This window comes from Streptomyces sp. CA189 (assembly GCF_056428985.1).
On sequence record NZ_JBWJVM010000034.1, the window covers coordinates 25,330 to 44,937 of the forward strand.

Annotated in this window: 14 protein-coding genes; 5 read left to right on the forward strand and 9 right to left on the reverse strand. The window is 68.5% G+C overall.

Features of this window, described 5'->3' with window-relative positions:
- Positions 1–130: 130 nt before the first annotated feature.
- Positions 131–1,642: a depupylase/deamidase Dop gene (gene dop / locus AC061S_RS24090; protein WP_478687991.1), complete on the reverse strand. Its 1,512-nt coding sequence runs from the start codon at positions 1,640–1,642 to the stop codon at positions 131–133.
- Positions 1,643–1,893: 251 nt separating this feature from the next.
- A complete protein-coding gene (gene arc, locus AC061S_RS24095; protein ID WP_243334020.1) occupies positions 1,894–3,660 on the reverse strand; it encodes a proteasome ATPase in 1,767 nt (588 codons plus the stop codon).
- 265 nt (positions 3,661–3,925) lie between these two features.
- On the opposite strand from arc, the gene AC061S_RS24100 reads away from it, so the two are divergent.
- Positions 3,926–4,246, forward strand: a complete 321-nt coding sequence (locus AC061S_RS24100) for a ferredoxin (protein WP_478687992.1) — start codon at positions 3,926–3,928, stop codon at positions 4,244–4,246.
- 4 nt (positions 4,247–4,250) lie between these two features.
- On the opposite strand, the gene AC061S_RS24105 is transcribed toward AC061S_RS24100, so the two are convergent.
- The 3 genes from AC061S_RS24105 to AC061S_RS24115 all read right to left on the reverse strand — a co-directional run bounded on the left by AC061S_RS24105 (position 4,251) and on the right by AC061S_RS24115 (position 7,296).
- Entirely contained in the window at positions 4,251–4,877 is a 627-nt protein-coding gene (locus AC061S_RS24105) for a hypothetical protein (RefSeq protein WP_478687993.1), read from the reverse strand.
- Between the two features lie 232 nt (positions 4,878–5,109).
- Positions 5,110–6,078, reverse strand: coding sequence for a tRNA (adenine-N1)-methyltransferase (locus AC061S_RS24110; protein WP_478687994.1), 969 nt, complete (start codon positions 6,076–6,078; stop codon positions 5,110–5,112).
- 18 nt (positions 6,079–6,096) lie between these two features.
- Positions 6,097–7,296 carry a site-2 protease family protein gene (locus AC061S_RS24115; protein ID WP_478687995.1) on the reverse strand — a complete coding sequence of 400 codons (1,200 nt, stop codon included), beginning with the start codon at positions 7,294–7,296 and terminating at the stop codon, positions 6,097–6,099.
- A 176-nt stretch (positions 7,297–7,472) separates the two neighbouring features.
- On the opposite strand from AC061S_RS24115, the gene AC061S_RS24120 reads away from it, so the two are divergent.
- Positions 7,473–8,396: a RecB family exonuclease gene (locus AC061S_RS24120; RefSeq protein WP_478687996.1), complete on the forward strand. Its 924-nt coding sequence runs from the start codon at positions 7,473–7,475 to the stop codon at positions 8,394–8,396.
- A 65-nt stretch (positions 8,397–8,461) separates the two neighbouring features.
- On the forward strand, positions 8,462–9,136 hold the full coding sequence (locus tag AC061S_RS24125; protein WP_478687997.1) for a response regulator: 675 nt from the start codon (positions 8,462–8,464) through the stop codon (positions 9,134–9,136).
- Between the two features lie 115 nt (positions 9,137–9,251).
- Here AC061S_RS24125 and AC061S_RS24130 read toward each other — a convergent pair whose 3' ends face one another.
- The 4 genes from AC061S_RS24130 to metH form a co-directional block, all read right to left on the reverse strand.
- On the reverse strand, positions 9,252–10,832 hold the full coding sequence (locus tag AC061S_RS24130; protein ID WP_478687998.1) for an ABC transporter substrate-binding protein: 1,581 nt from the start codon (positions 10,830–10,832) through the stop codon (positions 9,252–9,254).
- Between the two features lie 133 nt (positions 10,833–10,965).
- Entirely contained in the window at positions 10,966–12,570 is a 1,605-nt protein-coding gene (locus tag AC061S_RS24135) for an ABC transporter substrate-binding protein (protein WP_478687999.1), read from the reverse strand.
- Between the two features lie 479 nt (positions 12,571–13,049).
- Complete coding sequence (locus AC061S_RS24140; protein ID WP_478688000.1) at positions 13,050–13,751, reverse strand: HAD family hydrolase; 702 nt, start codon at positions 13,749–13,751, stop codon at positions 13,050–13,052.
- 142 nt (positions 13,752–13,893) lie between these two features.
- Positions 13,894–17,403, reverse strand: coding sequence for a methionine synthase (metH, locus tag AC061S_RS24145; RefSeq protein WP_478688001.1), 3,510 nt, complete (start codon positions 17,401–17,403; stop codon positions 13,894–13,896).
- A gap of 261 nt (positions 17,404–17,664) precedes the next feature.
- Between metH and AC061S_RS24150 the strand changes: the two genes are divergently transcribed.
- Positions 17,665–18,432: an IclR family transcriptional regulator gene (locus AC061S_RS24150; protein WP_478688002.1), complete on the forward strand. Its 768-nt coding sequence runs from the start codon at positions 17,665–17,667 to the stop codon at positions 18,430–18,432.
- A 330-nt stretch (positions 18,433–18,762) separates the two neighbouring features.
- Positions 18,763–19,545 (forward strand): MIP/aquaporin family protein, encoded by a 783-nt coding sequence (locus AC061S_RS24155; RefSeq protein WP_478688003.1) that lies wholly within the window; start codon positions 18,763–18,765, stop codon positions 19,543–19,545.
- The last annotated feature ends 63 nt before the right edge of the window (positions 19,546–19,608 follow it).

Sequence of the window (19,608 nt, forward strand, 5' to 3'; positions counted from 1 at the left end):
AGATCAGACTCTACGTCGGACCCTACAAGGAGGGCCCGACATCCGTCCCGGTACTTTCATAACGTCCGGCTGTCTTCATGATTCCCGGGCCGGGGGCCTTTCAGCCCCCGCCCCGGGTACCGGAAAGGGCTTACCGTCCCGAGAGCACCCGGACCAGGTCCTCCGCCGTGCGGCAGCGGTCCAGGAGCTCCTTCACGTGGGCACGGGTGCCCCGCAGGGGTTCCAGGGTCGGGACGCGCTGGAGGGAGTCGTGGCCCGGCAGGTCGAAGATCACCGAGTCCCACGAGGCCGCCGCCACGTCGTCCGCGTACTGCTCCAGGCACCGCCCCCGGAAGTACGCCCGGGTGTCCTCCGGCGGCTTGCTCTGCGCCCGCTCCACCGCCGTCTCGTCAAGCAGCCGCTTCATCTTTCCGCGGGCCACCAGGCGGTTGTACAGCCCCTTCTCGGGCCGTACGTCCGCATACTGCAGGTCCACCAGGTGGAGCCGGGCGGCGTCCCAGCCGAGGCCGTCCCGGCGCCGGTAGCCCTCCAGGATCTCCCGCTTCGCAATCCAGTCGAGCTCTCCCGACAGGCTCATCGGGTCGGTCTCCAGCCGGCCCAGTACGTCCTCCCAGCGGGCCAGCACATCCTTGGTCTGCTCGTCCGCGTCGGAGCCGAAACGCTCCTCCACGTACTTCCTGGCCAGCTCGTAGTACTCCATCTGGAGTTGGATGGCGGTCAGTGTCCGACCACTGCGCAGCGTGATCAGGTGGCGCAGGTCGGGGTCGTGGGAGACCTGGTGGAGGGTGCGTACGGGCTGGTCCACGGCGAGGTCGACGTTGATGTAGCCGTCTTCGATCATGGACAGGACGAGTGCGGTGGTGCCGAGCTTGAGGTAGGTGGAGATCTCGGAGAGGTTGGCGTCGCCGATGATCACGTGGAGGCGACGGTATTTCTCCGCGTCCGAGTGCGGCTCATCCCTCGTGTTGATGATGGGGCGCTTGAGGGTGGTCTCCAGGCCGACCTCGACTTCGAAGTAGTCGGCGCGCTGGCTGATCTGGAAGCCGTGTTCGCGGCCGTCCTGGCCGATGCCGACGCGGCCGGCGCCGGTGAAGACGAGGCGGGAGACGAAGAAGGGGGTGAGGTGGCGCACGATGTCGGAGAAGGGGGTTTCCCGCTTCATCAGGTAGTTCTCGTGCGTGCCGTAGGAGGCGCCCTTGTTGTCGGTGTTGTTCTTGTAGAGGTGGATGGGCTGGGCCCCGGGGAGCTGGGCGGCCCGGACGGCGGCCTCGGCCATGATGCGCTCGCCGGCCTTGTCCCAGAGGACGGCGTCGAGCGGGTTGGTGATCTCCGGGGAGCTGTATTCGGGGTGTGCGTGGTCCACGTAGAGGCGTGCGCCGTTGGTGAGGATGACGTTGGCGAGGCCGATGTCCTCGTCGGTGAGCTGGCTGTTGTCGGCGGCCTCGCGGGCGAGGTCGAAGCCGCGGGCGTCCCGCAGCGGGTTCTCTTCCTCGAAGTCCCAGCGGGCGCGTCGCGCCCGGTGCATCGCCGCCGCGTAGGCGTTGACGATCTGGGACGAGGTGAGCATGGCATTGGCGTTCGGGTGCCCCGGGACGGAGATCCCGTACTCCGTCTCGATCCCCATTACTCGCCGTACGGTCATGCGGCCCTCCTTGCCCGGCGGCGCTCCCGTTCGGGAGCGGCGCTCAAGTACCGCTGGTGCTCCGGTGCGTCGTGTGCGGTGCCCGTCCCCGCACTGCGCGACCTGCGGTATGGAAGAGCCTAGAACCACTCCGCGCTGGTGGGGAGATCATTTCAGTCATTGACTTTGCCCTGTCACCGGCTGAAAAGAGCAGTCGGTAAAGCAGTCGGCTGCGGGTGCCCTTGCCGGGCACCCGCAGCCGGCCCGCTTTGTCAGAGGTACTGACCGGTGTTGGCCACCGTGTCGATGGAGCGTCCGGTGTCCGCGCCTTGCTTTCCGGTGACGAGGGTTCGGATGAATACGATCCGCTCGCCCTTCTTTCCGGAGATTCGGGCCCAGTCGTCGGGGTTGGTGGTGTTGGGCAGGTCTTCGTTCTCCTTGAACTCGTCCACGCAAGCCTGGAGGAGATGGGCGACGCGAAGGCCCTTCTGGTTGTGCTCGAGGAAGGCCTTGATGGCCATCTTCTTCGCACGGTCCACGATGTTCTGGATCATCGCGCCCGAGTTGAAGTCCTTGAAGTAGAGGACTTCCTTGTCGCCGTTGGCGTACGTGACCTCGAGGAAGCGGTTTTCCTCGGTTTCGGCGTACATCTGCTCGACGACGGTCTGGATCATGCTGTGGACGGTTTCGGCGGTGGAGCCCTGGTGCTCGCCGAGGTCGTCGGTGTGCAGGGGCAGGGTGGCCTTGAGGTACTTGGCGAAGATGTCCTTGGCGGCCTCGGCGCCGGGGCGCTCGATCTTGATCTTCACGTCGAGCCGGCCGGGGCGCAGGATGGCCGGGTCGATCATGTCCTCGCGGTTGGAGGCGCCGATGACGATGACGTTCTCCAGGCCTTCCACGCCGTCGATCTCGGCGAGCAGCTGGGGGACGATGGTGTTCTCCACGTCCGAGCTGACTCCGGATCCGCGGGTGCGGAAGAGGGATTCCATCTCGTCGAAGAAGACGATGACGGGGGTGCCCTCGCTCGCCTTCTCCCTCGCACGCTGGAAGACGAGGCGGATGTGCCGCTCGGTCTCGCCGACGTACTTGTTGAGGAGTTCGGGGCCCTTGATGTTGAGGAAGTAGGACTTCCCGGTGGGCTGGCCGGTGACCTCGGCGACCTTCTTGGCAAGGGAGTTGGCCACGGCCTTGGCGATGAGCGTCTTGCCACAGCCGGGAGGGCCGTAGAGCAGGATGCCCTTCGGGGGCCGCAGTTCGTGTTCCTTGAAGAGGTCGGGGTAGAGGTAGGGGAGCTCGACGGCGTCGCGGATCAGCTCGATCTGGTCGCCCAGGCCGCCGATCTTGTCGTAGTCGATGTCCGGGACCTCTTCGAGGACGAGGTCTTCGACTTCGCTCTTGGGGACGATCTCGTAGACGTAGCCGGAGCGGGGTTCGAGCAGCAGGGAGTCGCCGGGGCGGATGGTGACGTCCAGGAGCGGCTCGGCGAGCCTCACCACCCTTTCCTCGTCGGTGTGCCCGACCACCAGGGCGCGCTCGCCGTCCTCGAGGATTTCCTTGAGGGTGACGATGTCCCCGGCCCGCTCGTACGCCATGGCCTCGACCACGTTGAGGGCCTCGTTGAGCATGACCTCCTGGCCGCGCCGGAGGTCTTCCGGTTCGACGCTGGGGCTCACGTTCACTCGGAGCTTTCGGCCGCCGGTGAAGATGTCGACGGTTCCGTCTTCGTTGGATTGCAGGAAGACTCCGAAGCCGGCCGGCGGCTGTGCGAGCCGGTCGACTTCTTCCTTGAGGGCCACGATCTGGTCGCGGGCCTCGCGCAGGGTGTTCGCCAGCCGCTCGTTCTGTGCGGAGACGCCTGCCAGGTTTGTCTGGAGCTCGACGATCCGCTCTTCGAGAATCCTCGTGTGTCGCGGAGAGTCGGCGAGCTTACGTCGCAGGACGGCGATTTCCTGCTCGAGATAGGCAACCTGGCCGGCGGGGTCCTCAGACCCTCGCCCGGGCCGGATGCCGCGGTTGATGTCGTCGTCGTGGGCTGCCACGGTCCTCACCTCCTCCAAGGGGAGCTGGACGCTTTCTGACCCTACCTGGGCTGGTGGTGATTGAAACCCCTAGATCACAAAGACGGTAGGGGTGTGTCCGATCTTCACCCTTGCGTACTCCCTCCCGTCAAGGAAATACCCACCCATCAAACTCGGGAAGCGGCCGGTTGTAAGGTCGAACTGTTCAACACCCGTCCGAGCTCGTGCGACTTGCCGCGAGTATCTGACCGGGATGGATCACTCGAGGCAGGGAACGGCAGGAGATATGACCGTGCAGCAGGAGGCTTCCGCGGGGGGGTCCGGCATGGCCGGAGAGCCGCTCGAGGTCTGGATCGACCAGGACCTCTGCACTGGCGACGGCATCTGCGTGCAGTACGCGCCGGAGGTGTTCGAGCTGGACATCGATGGTCTGGCGTACGTGAAGAGCCCTGCCGACGAGTTGCTCGTGGAGGCGGGGGCGACCACTCCGGTTCCGCTGGTGCTGCTTCAGGACGTGGTGGATTCCGCGAAGGAATGTCCCGGGGATTGCATCCATGTAAGGCGGGTTTCGGACAGGGTGGAAGTCTTCGGTCCAGACGCGGAGTGACGGTTCAAACACCTGTGGCGGTCGAGTCCGTAAGCTCCTGGCGGAATTTTCCGCCGGTCCAGCGCCACTTGGCGAGCTGCTCGGTGTCGGGGCTGTAGCGGGGCACTTCGGGCGAGGAGTACCCGAGGAGGCTCGCGGTGACGAGTCCGTCGCGGACGGTGAGATCGGTCGCGGTCTGCTTGCGGGCGGCTTCGAGGAGTGTGGCGACGACGCGGGGGTTCGCGGTTTTCGCCGGGTCCCGGGCGAGGACGTAGATCGCGTGGGGCGGGGTGCCGGAGCCGGCGTCGCAGCGGACGGCCGCGACGGTTTCGGGGCGGCCGTCGCCGTCGAGGTCGCCTTCGGCGGTGGCCGTGACGGCTTGTGGGGCGCCCTTGCAGTCCAGGGGGTACGTGACGGCGTGCGCGTCGGGAGCGGCCGCCTCGGGGCCGTTCTCGGGGCTCGTGGGGCTCGTCGGAGCGGCGGGTCGTACCGGGTCCGCGGAGGCTCCGGTGGCCCGGTCGGGCTGCAGGAGTCCGGCGCCGGCTATGACGGCGGCCATGGCCGAGGCGGTGGCGAGCCAGTGGACGGGCCGGGCCCGGTAGTGCGCCGGGGTGGGAGTGCTCGGCGCCGGCTCGGCGGGGCTGTGCGGCACGCGGGGTGTCTCCTGTGCGAAGGGTGACGGGGAGCCAGCATCGTGCCACACCTCAGATCGGGGTGGAACGGGTGGGTCCGGGCCGGCCGGGGTGCTCGCGCGGGGGCCGGCCCGTAGGGCAACGAAAAGACGCTGTGGCGCAGTTCCCGGATGTTCGGGGGAACTGCGCCACAGCGTCTGTTTGTTGGTGGGGCGGGGCGGCCCGCCGGGTGGCGGGCCGGTCCTCGTCGGCTCAGCCGCGGTCGGCGGTCTCCGCGCTCTCGGCCGTGTCGGCGGTCTTGGCGGCGGACTGTCCCCCAGCTACCGCTGGGAGGGGCCCCCGGCCGGGGCCGTCGTAGTCCTCGCCGTAGGCGCCCTTGGAGGGGCGGCGGCGGCGCATGGGCGGCTCGACGCCGTCCGCGAGGCGGCGGGCGGTGACGAGGAAGCCGGTGTGGCCGATCATCCGGTGGTCGGGGCGGACGGCCAGGCCCTCGACGTGCCAGTTGCGGATCATCGATTCCCAGGGCTGCGGTTCGGCGTAGCAGCCGAACTCGCGGATGGATTCGACGGTCCGGGAGAGCTGGGTGGTGGTGGCCACGTAGCAGCAGAGGATGCCGCCGGGGACCAGTGCCTTGGAGACGGCCTCCAGGCATTCCCAGGGGGCGAGCATGTCGAGGATGACGCGGTCGACGTCCGTGTCGGACAGGTTGTCCTGGAGGTCGCCGACGGTCAGCTGCCACGCGGGGTGCGGGCCGCCGAAGTAGCGCTCGACGTTGGCCGTGGCGATCTCGGCGAAGTCGGCGCGGCGCTCGTAGCTGTGGAGCATGCCCTGGTCGCCGATGGCGCGCAGCAGGAAGCTGCTCAGGGAGCCGGAGCCGACGCCTGCTTCGACGACGCGGGCGCCGGGGAAGATGTCGGCGAAGGCCAGGATCTGGCCTGCGTCCTTGGGGTAGACCACGGCGGCACCGCGGGGCATGGACAGGACATAGTCGGGGAGCAGGGGACGCAGCGCGAGGTAGGCGACGTTGCCCGTGGTACGGACAACGCTTCCCTCGGGGGAGCCGATCAGCTCGTCGTGCGGGAAGGAACCCTTGTGGGTGTGGAAATTCTTCCCGGCTTCGAGCGTGAACGTGTAGTGGCGGCCCTTGGGGTCGGTGAGCTGTACCTGGTCCCCGACCTCGAAGGGCCCGCGTCGGCGGGCGGCACCGGTCGGTTCGGACATGTGACCAGTGTATTGGCTTCAGGACTGGGGCCGCGCCATGGCCTTCACGAAGGCCTTTTCGACGTCGAGGGTGGAGAGGACTCCGTAGATCGCGCCGTCGGGCTGGAGGACGAGGTATTCGGAGGCGGGGGTGGTGCGGAGGTGGTCGAGGAGTTCTTCGCCGGTGAGGTCCGCTGAGACCTTCATGCCGTCGGTGAGGTCTTGGGCGAGGGTGCCGGCGGCGACCCAGGGGCGGCGGTGTTCGGGGACGGAGGCGATGGCGCTCTCGCGGACGATGCCGGTGGGGTCTCCGAGTCCGTCGACGATGACGAGGGCGCGGGCGCCGGCTTCGTTGGCGCGGCGCAGGGCTTCGGAGAGGGGGGTGGCGTTCTCGACGGGGATGGCACGGCGGGTGAGTTTGCGGGCGTGGAGTTCCGGGAGGTGTTCGCGCAGGCGGGCGACGCGGAGGCTGTTGCCGGCGCCGGTCCAGATGATGGCGGCGAGGATGGCGGCGAGCAGGGCGTCCATGACGGTGTCCATGCCGCCGATGTCGTCGGTGGGGTTGCCGAGGGTCCCGGTGTAGTTCAGGAGGGGCAGGCCGAGGAGGACGGCGACGGCGAGGGCGCGGCCGGCCCAGGCGGCGGCGATGGTGCCGGTCATGGGTTTGCCGGTGATGCCCCAGATGACGGCGCGGAGCATGCGGCCGCCGTCGAGGGGGAGGCCGGGGAGGAGGTTGAAGGCGGCGACGAGGAGGTTGGAGATCATGAGGCCGGCGAGGAGGACGCCGGGGACGCTGGCGGGTTCGACGGTTTTCATGCCGAGGTAGAAGGCGCCGGCGAGGAGGAGGGAGAGGAGGGGGCCGACGAAGGCGAGGACGAATTCGCGGCCGGGGGTTTCGGATTCCTTCTCGATTTCGGAGACGCCGCCGAAGAATTGGAGCTGGATGCGTCGTACGGGGAGTTTGAAGCGGAGGGCGGCGATGGTGTGGGCGAGTTCGTGGACGAGGACCGAGGCGTAGAAGGCGACGGCGAAGAAGAGTGCCACGAGGTAGCGCAGGGTGCCGAGGTCGGGGAGGATCCGGTCGAGCTGGTCGCCGAAGACCCAGGTGATGAGGGCGGCGACGAGGAACCAGCTGGGCGAGACGTAGACGGGCACGCCGAAGGGGCGGCCCATGAGGAGTCCGCCGCCCGGTCCTGAGCGCCGGCCCGCGCGCTCGCCGGTTTCGTCGGTGTCTGCCACGGTTGTCCTTCGTTCGCTGCTGTCCGGTGCGGTGGTGCGCCGGTGGTTCTGGTGTCTTTTTCCCGTGGTGTCGGGGTGCGCCGTTGCGCGGTGTGATGCTCCGATCATGCAGTGCGAGGGGGGTCGGCGTCGATGGTATGCGCGTGCTGTCGGTGGCGGGTCGTAGGGTTTTGTCTATGACGACGAGCCCCGGCAGCGGTCCGGACGATGCAGTGAGCGGTCCCGTGAGCGGTCCCGTGCCCGGTCCCGTGCCCGCGCAGGCGGTGGCCGTGGCCGTGGCGCCTTCTTCGCTGTCGCCTTCGCGGGCGAGTGATTTCATGCGGTGTCCGTTGTTGTACCGGTTCCGGGTGATCGACAAGTTGCCGGAGAAGCCGAGTGCGGCGGCGACGCGGGGGACGTTGGTGCACGCGGTGCTGGAGCGGCTTTTCGATCATCCGGCGCCGGAGCGGACGGCGCCGCGGGCGAAGGCGTTGATTCCGGGGCAGTGGGATCGGCTGGTGGAGTCGAAGCCGGAGTTGTTGGAGCTGTTCCCGGGGGGTGACGAGGGGGCGGGGCTGGCGCGCTGGCTGACGGAGGCCGAGGCGTTGGTGGACCGGTGGTTCACGTTGGAGGACCCGACGCGGCTGGAGCCGGTGGAGCGGGAGTTCTTCGTGGAGACGGAGCTGGAGTCGGGGCTTCGGCTGCGCGGGATCATCGACCGGGTGGACGTGGCGCCGACGGGTGAGGTGCGGATCGTCGACTACAAGACGGGGAAGGCGCCGCGGCCGGAGTATGCCGAGGGTGCGCTGTTCCAGATGAAGTTCTACGCGTTGGTGGTGTGGCGGCTGAAGCGGGTGGTGCCGCGGCGGCTGCAGCTCGTGTATCTGGGCAGTGGGGACGTGGTGACGTACGACCCGGTGATCGAGGATCTGGAGCGGATGGAGCGCAAGCTGCTGGCGCTGTGGGAGGCGATCCGGGAGGCGACGGAGACGGGTGACTGGCGGCCGCGGCAGTCGAAGCTGTGCGGCTGGTGTGATCATCAGGCGGTGTGTCCGGAGTTCGGTGGGACTCCCCCGGTGTATCCGCTGGCGCTGCCGTCCGCGGGCCGGGGCGAATCCTGATCTTCGGGCCAGGGCAGAATGGGCGGGGTTCTCCGTTGCCGTCCGACGAATACGAGGTAGACCCCGTGGCGATCCGCGTACTGCTGGTCGACGATCAGCCGCTGCTGCGCACCGGTTTCCGGATGATTCTGGAGGCCGAGCAGGATTTGGCGGTGGTCGGTGAGGCCGGGGACGGTCTGCAGGCGTTGGACCAGGTGCGGGCGTTGCAGCCCGATGTGGTGCTGATGGACATCCGGATGCCGCGGATGGACGGGGTGGAGGCGACGCGGCAGATCACGGGTCCGGGGCGGGACGGTCCGGCGAAGGTGCTGGTGCTGACGACGTTCGATCTGGACGAGTACGTGGTGGAGGCGCTGCGGGCGGGGGCCAGTGGGTTCTTGCTGAAGGATGCGCCGGCGGCGGAGTTGGTGCAGGCGATCCGGGTGGTGGCGGGTGGCGAGGCGATGCTGGCGCCGAGCATCACGCGGCGGCTGCTGGACAAGTACGCGGGGCATCTGCCGTCGGGTGAGGACCGTGTTCCGGACATGATCGGTTCGTTGACCGAGCGTGAGGTCGAGGTGCTGAAGCTGGTGGCGCGCGGGTTGTCGAACGCGGAGATCGCGGCGGATCTGTTCGTGAGCGAGACGACGGTGAAGACGCATGTGGGTCATGTGCTGACGAAGCTGGGTCTGCGGGACCGGGTGCAGGCGGCGGTGTACGCGTACGAGAGTGGTCTGGTGCGTCCGGGGGCCGGTCAGTAGGCGGCTCGGGTCGCTGTCCCGGGGGTACGGGCAGCGGGTACGGGTGCATACGGGTTCGGGCCCGCTTCCGCGTGGTGCGGAGGCGGGCCCGTTGCCGTGGGGGGAGGGGGGTGGGTCAGCCCTTGCTGATCTCCCAGAAGCGGAAGACGGTGGAGGCGTCCAGGGACCACTGCAGGCCGGTCACGTTCGGGCGGGTGACGGCGTACTGCTTGCCCTGCCACAGCGGGAGGATCGGGATCTCGTCGGCGACGATGTCCTGGAGGCGGGCGTAGTCGTTGCTGGCGGAGCCGCGGTCGGACTTCGCGGAGGTCGACGGGATGATCGTCCCGGTGATCTCCTTGTTGTCGTAGTTGTTGTGCAGGACGTTGTCGGGGCCGAAGAAGGGCTGCGTGAAGTTGTCGGCGTCGGGGTAGTCGGGGACCCAGCCCTTGACGTAGACGCCGTACTTGCCTTCCTGGATGTCCTTCTCGTACTGCTCGAACTCGACGGATTTGACGTCGGCTTCGAAGAGGCCGCTGTCGTTGAGCTGCTTGGCGATGAGCCGGAATTCCTCGTCGGTCGAGGGGCCGTAGCGGCTGGGCGTCGAGTACAGGGTGAGCTTCACCTTGTCCTTGATGCCGGCTGCGCGCAGGACGGCCTTGGCCTTCTCGGGCTGGGGGGTGCCGCCGTAGCGGTCGAAGAAGGCGGTGGTGTGGGAGGCGATGCCGGCCGGGACGATCGAGTAGAGGGGGGTGGCGGTGCCGTCGTAGACCTCCTTGACGAGGGCTTCGCGGTCCACGAGGTAGGCGATGGCCTTGCGGACGGGGAGCTTTCCTGCGACGGGGTCGTTCGTGTTGAAGACGAGGTGTTCGACTTCGGCGCCGGCGCCCTGGACGACTTCGACCTTCTGGTCGCCGGTCTGGGAGGCGAGGCCGGCGATGTCCTTGGCGGCGAGGCCGCGGAAGGCGAAGTCGACGTCTCCGCTTTCGAGGACCTTCTTGAGGGCGGCCTGGTCCTCGTTGAAGAACTTCATGGTGACGCCGCTGTTCTTCGGCTTGGCCTTGCCGCTGTAGCTGTCGTTGACGGAGAAGGCGGCGCTCTTGTCGTTGATGGAGTCCAGTTTGTAGACGCCGGAGCCGAAGGCCTTGCCGTCGGTGCGGAGCTTGTCCGCGGGGTACTGGGTGTGGTCGACGATGGAGCCGGCGCCGGATGCGATCTTGCTGGGGAAGGTCGCGTCGGGGGACTTGAGGTGGAAGACGACGGTCTTGTCGTCGGGGGTGTCGATGGTGCCGATCGACGCGAGCATGACGGCGGGGCCGTTCTCGTCGTTGATCTTGAGGGTGCGCTCGAAGGAGTACTTGACGTCCTTGGCGGTGAGGCTGTTGCCGTTGCTGAACTTCAGGCCGCCGCGCAGGGTGCAGACGTAGGTCTTGCTCTCGCCGCCTTCGAAGCCGCAGGACTGCGCGGCGTCGGGTTCGGGGGTGGTGGCGCCCTTGGGGAAGCTGAGCAGGGACTGGAAGACGTTGTTGAAGAGCAGCCAGGAGCCGGGGTCGTAGCCCGAGGCGGGGTCGGTGGCCTTCACCTTGTCGGATATGCCCATGACGACGCCCTTGCCGCTGCCGGCGTTGGAGCCGTCCGTCGCACCGCAACCGCTCAGCAGCGCGGCGGCGGTGGCCGCTCCGAGCGGGGCGGCCAACCACTGGTTCCGTGTCTTCACGCGAACGTCCTTCTCAGTCTCACTGGCTCGTCTGGTTCTGTCTGGATCGTGTTCCGGTCCGCGGTGTGGTCGCGGGTCGGGGGGTGGGGCCTGGGCCCGGGGGCCTGGTGCCGGGGGGCCGGCTGTCGGGGTGTCAGCCGCTGACGCCGCGGCCGAGTTCCCACAGCTGGAGGTCGGCGATGGAGTTGACCGACCACTCCACTCCGGTGATGCCGTCGCGGGCGGCGACGTACTGCCTGCCCTGCCACAGGGGCAGGACGGGTACGTCCTCGGCGACGATGTCCTGCATCTCCGCGATCGCCGGGCCGGCGGCGGCTCGGTCGACGGCTCGGCGCGATTCGGGGATGAGCTTGGTGCGCACCGTGGTGTTGGCGTACGGCGTGCCCAGGAAGTTGTCCTGCTCCAGGAAGGGTGCGAGGAAGTTGTCGGCGTCGGGGTAGTCGGGGAACCAGCCGAGCCCGTAGGCGGCGTATTCGCCCTTCTTCTGGGCGGGCCTGAAGGCGGCCCAGTCGGCTCCCTGGACGGTGATGTCGAAGAGCTGGGTGGAGTTCAGCTGGGTCTTGAGGGCTTCGAACTCGGCCGCGGTGCCGTCGCCGTAGTGGTCGTTGGTGTAGTTGAGCGTCAGCTTGACCGGGGTTTTGATCCCGGCGGCCTTCAGGAGGTCGGCGGCCTTGGCGGTGTTGGCTTCGCCGTACTTGTTGAAGAAGGAGTTGACGTGGCCGCTCACGCTGGTGGGGACCAGTGAGTACAGGGGCTGCGCGGACTTGCCGTAGACCTTGGCGATGAGGGCATTGCGGTCGACGGCGGCGGCGAGGGCCTGGCGTACGGCCTTGTCCTTGGTTCCGGGGGCCTCGGTGTTGAAGCCGAGGTAGCGGATCTCCAGGCCGGGCATGGGGACGAGCTTGATGCCCTTGGGGGGCTTGGCGGAGAGTTCGGTGATCTGGGCGGGCGACAGGGTGCGGGAGACCATGTGGACGGTGCCGCGCTCCAGGGCCTTGCCCATGGCGTCGGAGTCGTCGAAGGCGCGCAGTTCGGCCTTGTCGTTCTGCATCTTCAGATCGCCGCGGTAGTTCGGGTTCTTGCTGAAGACGGCGCGGACGAGGCGGTTGTCCTTGACTTCGGCCTTCATCGTGTAGGGGCCGGAGCCGTCGACGGCGAAGCCCGCGCGGAGCTTCTTGGCGTCGTACTTCTTGGAGCTGACGATGCCGGCGGCGGGGGTGGAGAGTTTGTACGGGAAGGTGGCGTCGGCGGTCTTCAGGTGGAAGACGATGGTGTCGGCGCCCTTGGTTTCGACGGTGTCGATGGTGGAGAGCAGCGAGGAGGGGCCGTTCTCGTCCTTGATGGCGAGGACGCGCTCGATGGAGAACTTGACGTCCTGGGCCGTGAGCGGGTCTCCGCCGGCGAAGGTGAGGCCGGGGCGCAGGATGCAGCGGTAGCTCTCGTTGCCGGTGTCGGTGAAGCGGCAGTCGGAGGCTGCTTCGGGGACGGGCTTGCCGCCGCCGCGCGGGGTGTGCATCAGCGTCTGGACGGTCTGGCGGAGGATGTTCCAGGTGCCGGCGTCGTAGGCGTAGGCGGGGTCGAGCGGGGCGGGGGCGTATTCGGCTGCCTCGAACCGGTCGGTGGTGCCGACGACGATCGCTCCGGATCCCGCTCCTGCGCCGCTGGTGCTGCCGCAGGCGGTCAGCGCGGGGGTGAGCAGTCCGGCGGCTGCCGTCAGCGCCATGGTCTTGCGGTTCATGCTGGAAGTACTCCCTCGACCCGGCACTTGTTCAAAGCTGGCGTTGAGGGCATCGCGACGGTCGCCCGTTCTGGGCGGAACGATCGGGCCGGTGTTGTGACGATCGGTCCACGCGGTTCCGGAACAGGGGTGTGTGTCCGGGACGGCTGAGGTGCGGCGCAGTGCCCGGATCGACATTAGTGGCCTGCGGAGGGGTGGCTTGAACCGTGTGGAGCGGGGGTGTTGTCGCTCCGTTGCGGGAGTTGACCGGGGGTGTGCGCGGGGCCGTGCGCAGATTCGGTCAGGTGCTGATCAATGGGGACACAAGGGGTGGTGCGGGAGGGGGCGCAGTGGTGCGAAGGGGGCTTTGCGGGTGACAAAGGTCACCTGGGGCAACTGCCCCGGGAGGGATGGAATTTCGGCCTCCGGGGAAGGGCGCGGGAGATCCGCCCGCGGGAGCTTGGTCCTGGGGCGGATCGTCCGGTACGGAGCGTGCCCGGTCAGTTCAGCGGAGTGATGAGGGAGCGCAGGAAGGGCAGGTCGACGTCTTCGAGGGAGCCGACGATGGTGCGGCCCGGGGCGGGTGCGATCCGGCCCACGGAGGGGATGGCGACGACCCGGCAGCCGGCGGCTTCGGCGGCGGCGACGCCGGTGGCGGTGTCCTCGATGACGGCGCAGCGGGAGGGGTGGGCGCCGAGGGTGTGGGCGGCGAGGAGGTAGGGGTCGGGGTGTGGCTTGGTGCGCGGGACCTCGTCGCCGGCGACGGTCATGGTGAAGCGGTCGCGGCCGAGGGTGAGCAGGACCTGGTCGATGACGCGCCGGTGGGAGGCGGAGACCAGGGCGGTGGGGACGTTGTGCCGGGCCAGTTCGCTCAGGAGGCGTTCGGCGCCGGGCATGAGGGGGACGCGGTCGGCGATGCGGGCTTCGAAGCGCTCGTTGAGCAGGACGGTGAGCTCGGCGAGGCCGATGTCGGCGCCGGTGGATTCGATGAGGAAGCCGGCGCTGCGGGTCATGGGGCCGCCGACGACGATGTCCCGCCAGGATTCTTCGAGGCGGTGGCCGAGTTCGCCGAAGACGCCGACTTCGATCTCCCACCAGAACCCCTCGGTGTCGACGAGGGTGCCGTCCATGTCGAGCAGCACCGCCTGCAGGGCGTGTCCGTCGGCCGTACGGGCGACGGGGGCGGGGACTGTGCTCGTCATGCGCGCACCTTTCCGGGGGTCCGTTGGGGACGAGAAGGCCGGTCACCTCACCTCCGGGGGCGTGCCCGGGGGAACAGGTGACCGGCCTGTATGGGACCGACTAGTGTACGCCGGTCCGTGGCGGCGTGCGTTGAATTACGTCTCAGCGTGCGTTGAAGTACTTGGCTTCGGGGTGGTGGATGACGATGGCGTCGGTGGACTGTTCGGGGTGGAGCTGGAATTCCTCGGAGAGGTGGACGCCGATGCGTTCGGGCTGGAGGAGGTCGGCGATCTTGGCGCGGTCCTCAAGGTCGGGGCAGGCTCCGTAGCCGAGGGAGAAGCGGGCGCCGCGGTACTTCAGGTCGAACATGTCCTCGACCTGGGCGGGGTCCTCGCCGCCGAAGCCGAGCTCGGCGCGGACGCGGGCGTGCCAGTACTCAGCCATGGCCTCGGCGAGCTGGACGGAGAGGCCGTGGAGCTCGAGGTAGTCGCGGTAGGAGTCGGACTCGAAGAGTTTGGCGGTGGCTTCGCCGATCTTGGAGCCGACGGTGACGACCTGGAGGCCGACGACGTCGGTTTCGCCTGACTCTTCGGGGCGGAAGAAGTCGGCGAGGCACAGGCGGCGGCCGCGGCGCTGGCGCGGGAAGGTGAAGCGGGTCCGCTCGTTGCCGGCGTCGTCGAGGATGATCAGGTCCTCGCCCTTGGAGACGCAGGGGAAGTAGCCGTAGACGACGGCGGCTTCGAGGAGGTTCTCGGTGTGGAGCTTGTCGAGGAGGCCGCGCAGGCGGGGGCGGCCCTCGCTCTCGACGAGCTCCTCGTAGGTCGCTCCGCCGGCGCGGGCCTGCTTGAGGCCCCACTGGCCCTTGAAGAGGGCGCCTTCGTCGAGCCAGGAGGCGTAGTCCTTGAGCGGGATGCCCTTGACGACGCGGGTGCCCCAGAACGGCGGGGTGGGGACCGGGTTGTCGGTGGAGGTGTCGGAGCGGCCACCGGGCTCTTCGGTCTCCTCGATGAGGGCCGGGGTGGCGCGCTTGGCGACGCGGCGCTGCTTGAGTTCGGGGAGGGAGGCGCCGGGGACTCCGCGCTTGACGGCGATGAGGGCGTCCATGAGGCGCAGGCCCTCGAAGGCGTCGCGGGCGTAGCGGACCTCGCCCTCGTAGATTTCGTGGAGGTCCTGTTCCACGTAGGCGCGGGTCAGGGCGGCGCCGCCGAGGATGACGGGGTAGTCGGCTGCCAGCTTGCGCTGGTTGAGCTCCTCCAGGTTCTCCTTCATGATCACCGTGGACTTCACCAGCAGGCCCGACATGCCGATGACGTCGGCCCTGTGTTCCTGCGCGGCTTCGAGGATCGCGGAGACCGGCTGCTTGATGCCGATGTTGACGACGTTGTAGCCGTTGTTGGTCAAGATGATGTCGACGAGGTTCTTGCCGATGTCGTGGACGTCGCCGCGGACGGTGGCGAGCACGATGGTGCCCTTGCCCTCGTCGTCGCTCTTCTCCATGTGGGGTTCCAGGTGGGCCACCGCGGTCTTCATGACCTCGGCGGACTGGAGCACGAAGGGCAGCTGCATCTGCCCGGAGCCGAACAGTTCACCGACGACCTTCATGCCCTCCAGGAGGGTGTCGTTGACGATGTCGAGGGCGGGGCGGGTCTGGAGTGCCTCGTCGAGGTCGGCGTCCAGACCGTTCTTCTCGCCGTCGATGATGCGGCGCTGCAGGCGCTCGTCCAGCGGCAGGGCGAGGAGTTCCTCGGCGCGGCCGGCCTTCATCGACTTGGTGTTGACGCCCTCGAAGAGGGCCATCAGCTTCTGCAGCGGGTCGTAGCCCTCGGCACGCCGGTCGTAGATCAGGTCCAGCGCAGTGCCGACCTGCTCGTCGTCGAACCGGGCGATGGGCAGGATCTTCGAGGCGTGGACGATCGCGGAGTCGAGGCCGGCCTTGACGCACTCGTCGAGGAACACGGAGTTCAAAAGGACGCGGGCGGCCGGGTTGAGGCCGAAGGAGATGTTGGAGAGGCCCAGGGTGGTCTGGACGTCGGGGTGGCGGCGCTTGAGCTCGCGGATCGACTCGATCGTCGCGATGCCATCCTTCCGGGACTCCTCCTGGCCGGTGCAGATCGTGAAAGTGAGCGTGTCGATGAGGATGTCCGACTCGAGGATCCCCCAGTTCCCGGTCAGATCGTCGATGAGCCGCTCGGCGATGGCGACCTTGTGCTCGACGGTACGGGCCTGGCCCTCCTCGTCGATGGTCAGCGCGATCAGCGCGGCACCGTGCTCCCGGGCGAGGCGGGTGACCTTCGCGAAGCGGGACTCGGGGCCGTCACCGTCCTCGTAGTTCACCGAGTTGATCACGGCGCGGCCGCCGAGCTTCTCCAGGCCGGCCTGCAGGACGGGGACCTCGGTGGAGTCCAGGACGATCGGCAGGGTGGAGGCGGTCGCGAAGCGTCCGGCGAGCTCCTGCATGTCGGCGACGCCGTCACGGCCGACGTAGTCCACGCACAGGTCGAGCATGTGCGCGCCCTCGCGGATCTGGTCGCGGACCATCTCCACACAGTCGTCCCAGCGGGCTTCGAGCATCGCGTCGCGGAACTTCTTCGACCCGTTGGCGTTGGTGCGCTCGCCGATCGCCATGTAGGAGATGTCCTGGCGGAACGGGACCGTCTGGTAGAGGGAGGACGCGCCGGGCTCGGGGCGGGGCTCGCGGGCGGCGGGGCTCAGGCCGCGGACCCGCTCGACGACCTGACGCAAGTGCTCCGGGGTGGTGCCGCAGCAGCCACCGACCAGGGAGAGCCCGTACTCGCGGACGAAAGTCTCCTGCGCATCGGCCAGCTCGCCCGCGGACAGCGGGTAGTGCGCGCCGTTCTTGCCCAGGACCGGCAGGCCCGCGTTGGGCATGCAGGACAGCGGGATACGCGAGTTGCGTGCGAGGTAGCGCAGGTGCTCGCTCATCTCGGCGGGCCCGGTCGCGCAGTTCAGGCCGATCATGTCGATGCCCAGGGGCTCCAGCGCGGTCAGCGCGGCGCCGATCTCCGAGCCGAGCAGCATCGTGCCGGTGGTTTCCACCGTCACCGAGCAGATCAGCGGGACGGACACGCCGAGGGCTTCCATCGCGCGGCGGGCACCGACGATCGAGGACTTGGTCTGCAGCAGGTCCTGGGTGGTCTCCACCAAAAGCGCGTCGGCGCCGCCGCTGATCAGGCCTTCGGCGTTGATCTGGTAGGCGTCGCGGATGGTGCCGTAGCCGATGTGGCCCAGGGTCGGCAGCTTGGTGCCGGGGCCCATCGAGCCGAGGACCCAGCGCTGCTGCCCGGTGGAAGCGGTGAACTCGTCGGCGACCTCACGGGCGATGCGGGCGCCGGCGAGCGACAGCTCGTGGTTGCGGTCCGCGATGTCGTACTCGGCGAGGGCGGCGTAGTTCGTGCCGAACGTATTCGTCTCGACGCAGTCCACACCCGCCTCGAAATACTCGCGGTGCACGTTGGCCACGATGTCGGGACGCGTCACGTTGAGGATCTCGTTACAGCCCTCGAGCTGCTCGAAGTCTTCCATCGTGGGGTCCTGCGCCTGGAGCATCGTCCCCATGGCTCCGTCCGCGACGACCACGCGGGTCGCCAGTGCCTGGCGGAGGGCATCGGCCCGGGTCTGTGTGTCAGCGGGCTGGTTCGACAACGAGGCCATGGTTGAGCTCCCTGGGATGCGACGGCTGTCGGCTTTACACCCCCTCTGTGTCAAGGGTGCACGCGGCCAGGGTAACGGTGCCGACCCGGCCCCGGTGAGGGCGTCCCACGTTGCGGACTGCATTCTGTGCCCGGGGGTGGCGGCTTTCGGCCGGGGTGTCTTGGACGACTCGGCTGCGGAGACTCGCCCTCGCCATGCACGAAGTCGGCATCGACCGATAGTGTTCAGCATTGTCGAACTACGTCAGCAGGAGGCTGCGCGATGGCACGGAACATCCAGTCGCTCGAACGAGCCGCTGCGATGCTGCGGCTCCTGGCGGGCGGCGAGCGCCGGCTGGGGCTCTCGGACGTGGCCTCCTCCCTCGGCCTGGCCAAGGGCACGGCGCACGGGATCCTGCGCACGCTGCAGGCCGAGGGGTTCGTGGAGCAGGACCCGGCTTCGGGCCGCTACCAGCTCGGCGCGGAGCTGCTGCGCCTGGGAAACAGCTATCTGGACGTCCACGAGCTGCGGGCGCGCGCCCTGGTGTGGACGGACGATCTGGCCCGCGCGAGCGGGGAGAGCGTGTACGTGGGGGTGCTGCACAAGAGCGGGGTGCTGATCATGCACCACGTGTTCCGGCCCGACGACAGCCGTCAGGTGCTGGAGGTGGGCGCCATGCAGCCGCTGCACTCCACGGCCCTGGGCAAGGTGCTGTCCGCGTACGACCCGGTGGCGCACACGCAGGTCATGGAGGTGGAGCGGGAGGCCTTCACCCCCCGCACGGTCACCGACGGCGCCGCCTTCGAGGAGGTGCTGGGTCTGATCCGGGCCCGGGGCTGGGCGGACGATGTCGAGGAGACCTGGGAGGGGATCGCCTCGATCGCGGCGCCCATCCACGACCGGCGCAGGATGCCGGTCGGCGCGGTGGCCGTCGCGGGCGCCGTGGAGCGGGTGTGCGGGGAGTCCGGGGAGCCGCGGGCTACCCTGGTGGCGTCCGTACGGGACTGCGCGCGGGCGGTTTCGCGCGATCTCGGGGCGGGCCGGTTCTGACCTTGGCCTGACGCCCATCACTCTGCCTTGACCACCCAAGAGCCACGCCAAAGTGGCATTTGGGTGGTTTTTGGCGTTTGATGATCACTTATTGGCGCGATTTGTTCGATCACACCGACCGGTAACAATCCGGCTCATTGGCCTGGTCAACCCTTGACGCCCGCTTCACCTGGGCGGAAAACTGCCGTTCATCGGTCGGCATTGCCGAACACCTACCGGCAATACGCGTTAGGGTGTGGCAAGGCCAAGGACCGGTGCAGCACTCACCGAGTGCGTGGACCGCCGGAGGGACCCGGCGGCCACCACCCCTGAACGACAAAGGAGTCGCGGGTGTCCAGCTCCGACATCTTCATCGGCGAGACCATCGGTACCGCCCTGCTCACCTTGCTCGGTGGCGGCGTGTGCGCCGCCCTGACGCTCAAGAGCTCCAAGGCCCGGGGCGCCGGCTGGCTCGCGATCACCTTCGGCTGGGGTTTCGCCGTCTTGATCGCCGCCTACGTCTCCGCGCCGCTCTCCGGTGCGCACCTCAACCCGGCGGTCACCGTCGGCATCGCGATCAAGGAAGGCGCCTGGGGCGACGTACCGGTCTACTTCGCCGGCCAGCTGCTCGGCGCCATGATCGGCGCGGTCCTGATGTGGCTCGCCTACTACGGCCAGTTCCGGGCGCACCTGTCCGACCCGGAGCACATCCGCGACGCCAAGCTCGGTCCCGAGGACCCGCACCCGCACGACGTGGCCGGCCCGGTGCTCGGGATCTTCGCCACGGGCCCCGAGATCCGCAACGTCGTCCAGAACCTGACGACCGAGATCATCGGCACGGCCGTCCTGGTCCTGGCCATCCTGACCCAGGGCCTGCAGGACGACGGCAAGGGCCTCGGCGTCATCGGCGTCCTGATCACCTCGCTCGTGGTGGTCGGCATCGGCCTCTCGCTCGGCGGCCCGACCGGCTACGCCATCAACCCGGTGCGCGACCTCGGCCCGCGCATCGTCCACTCCCTGCTGCCCCTGCCCAACAAGGGCGGCTCGGACTGGAGCTACTCCTGGATCCCGGTCCTCGGCCCCCTCGCGGGCGCCGCGCTCGCCGGCGGTCTGTACAACATCGCGTTCGCCTGATCAGCAATCGGCACCACGGCACCATCCGCACCGCCATTCTGATTCCGCCTACTTCGACACCTG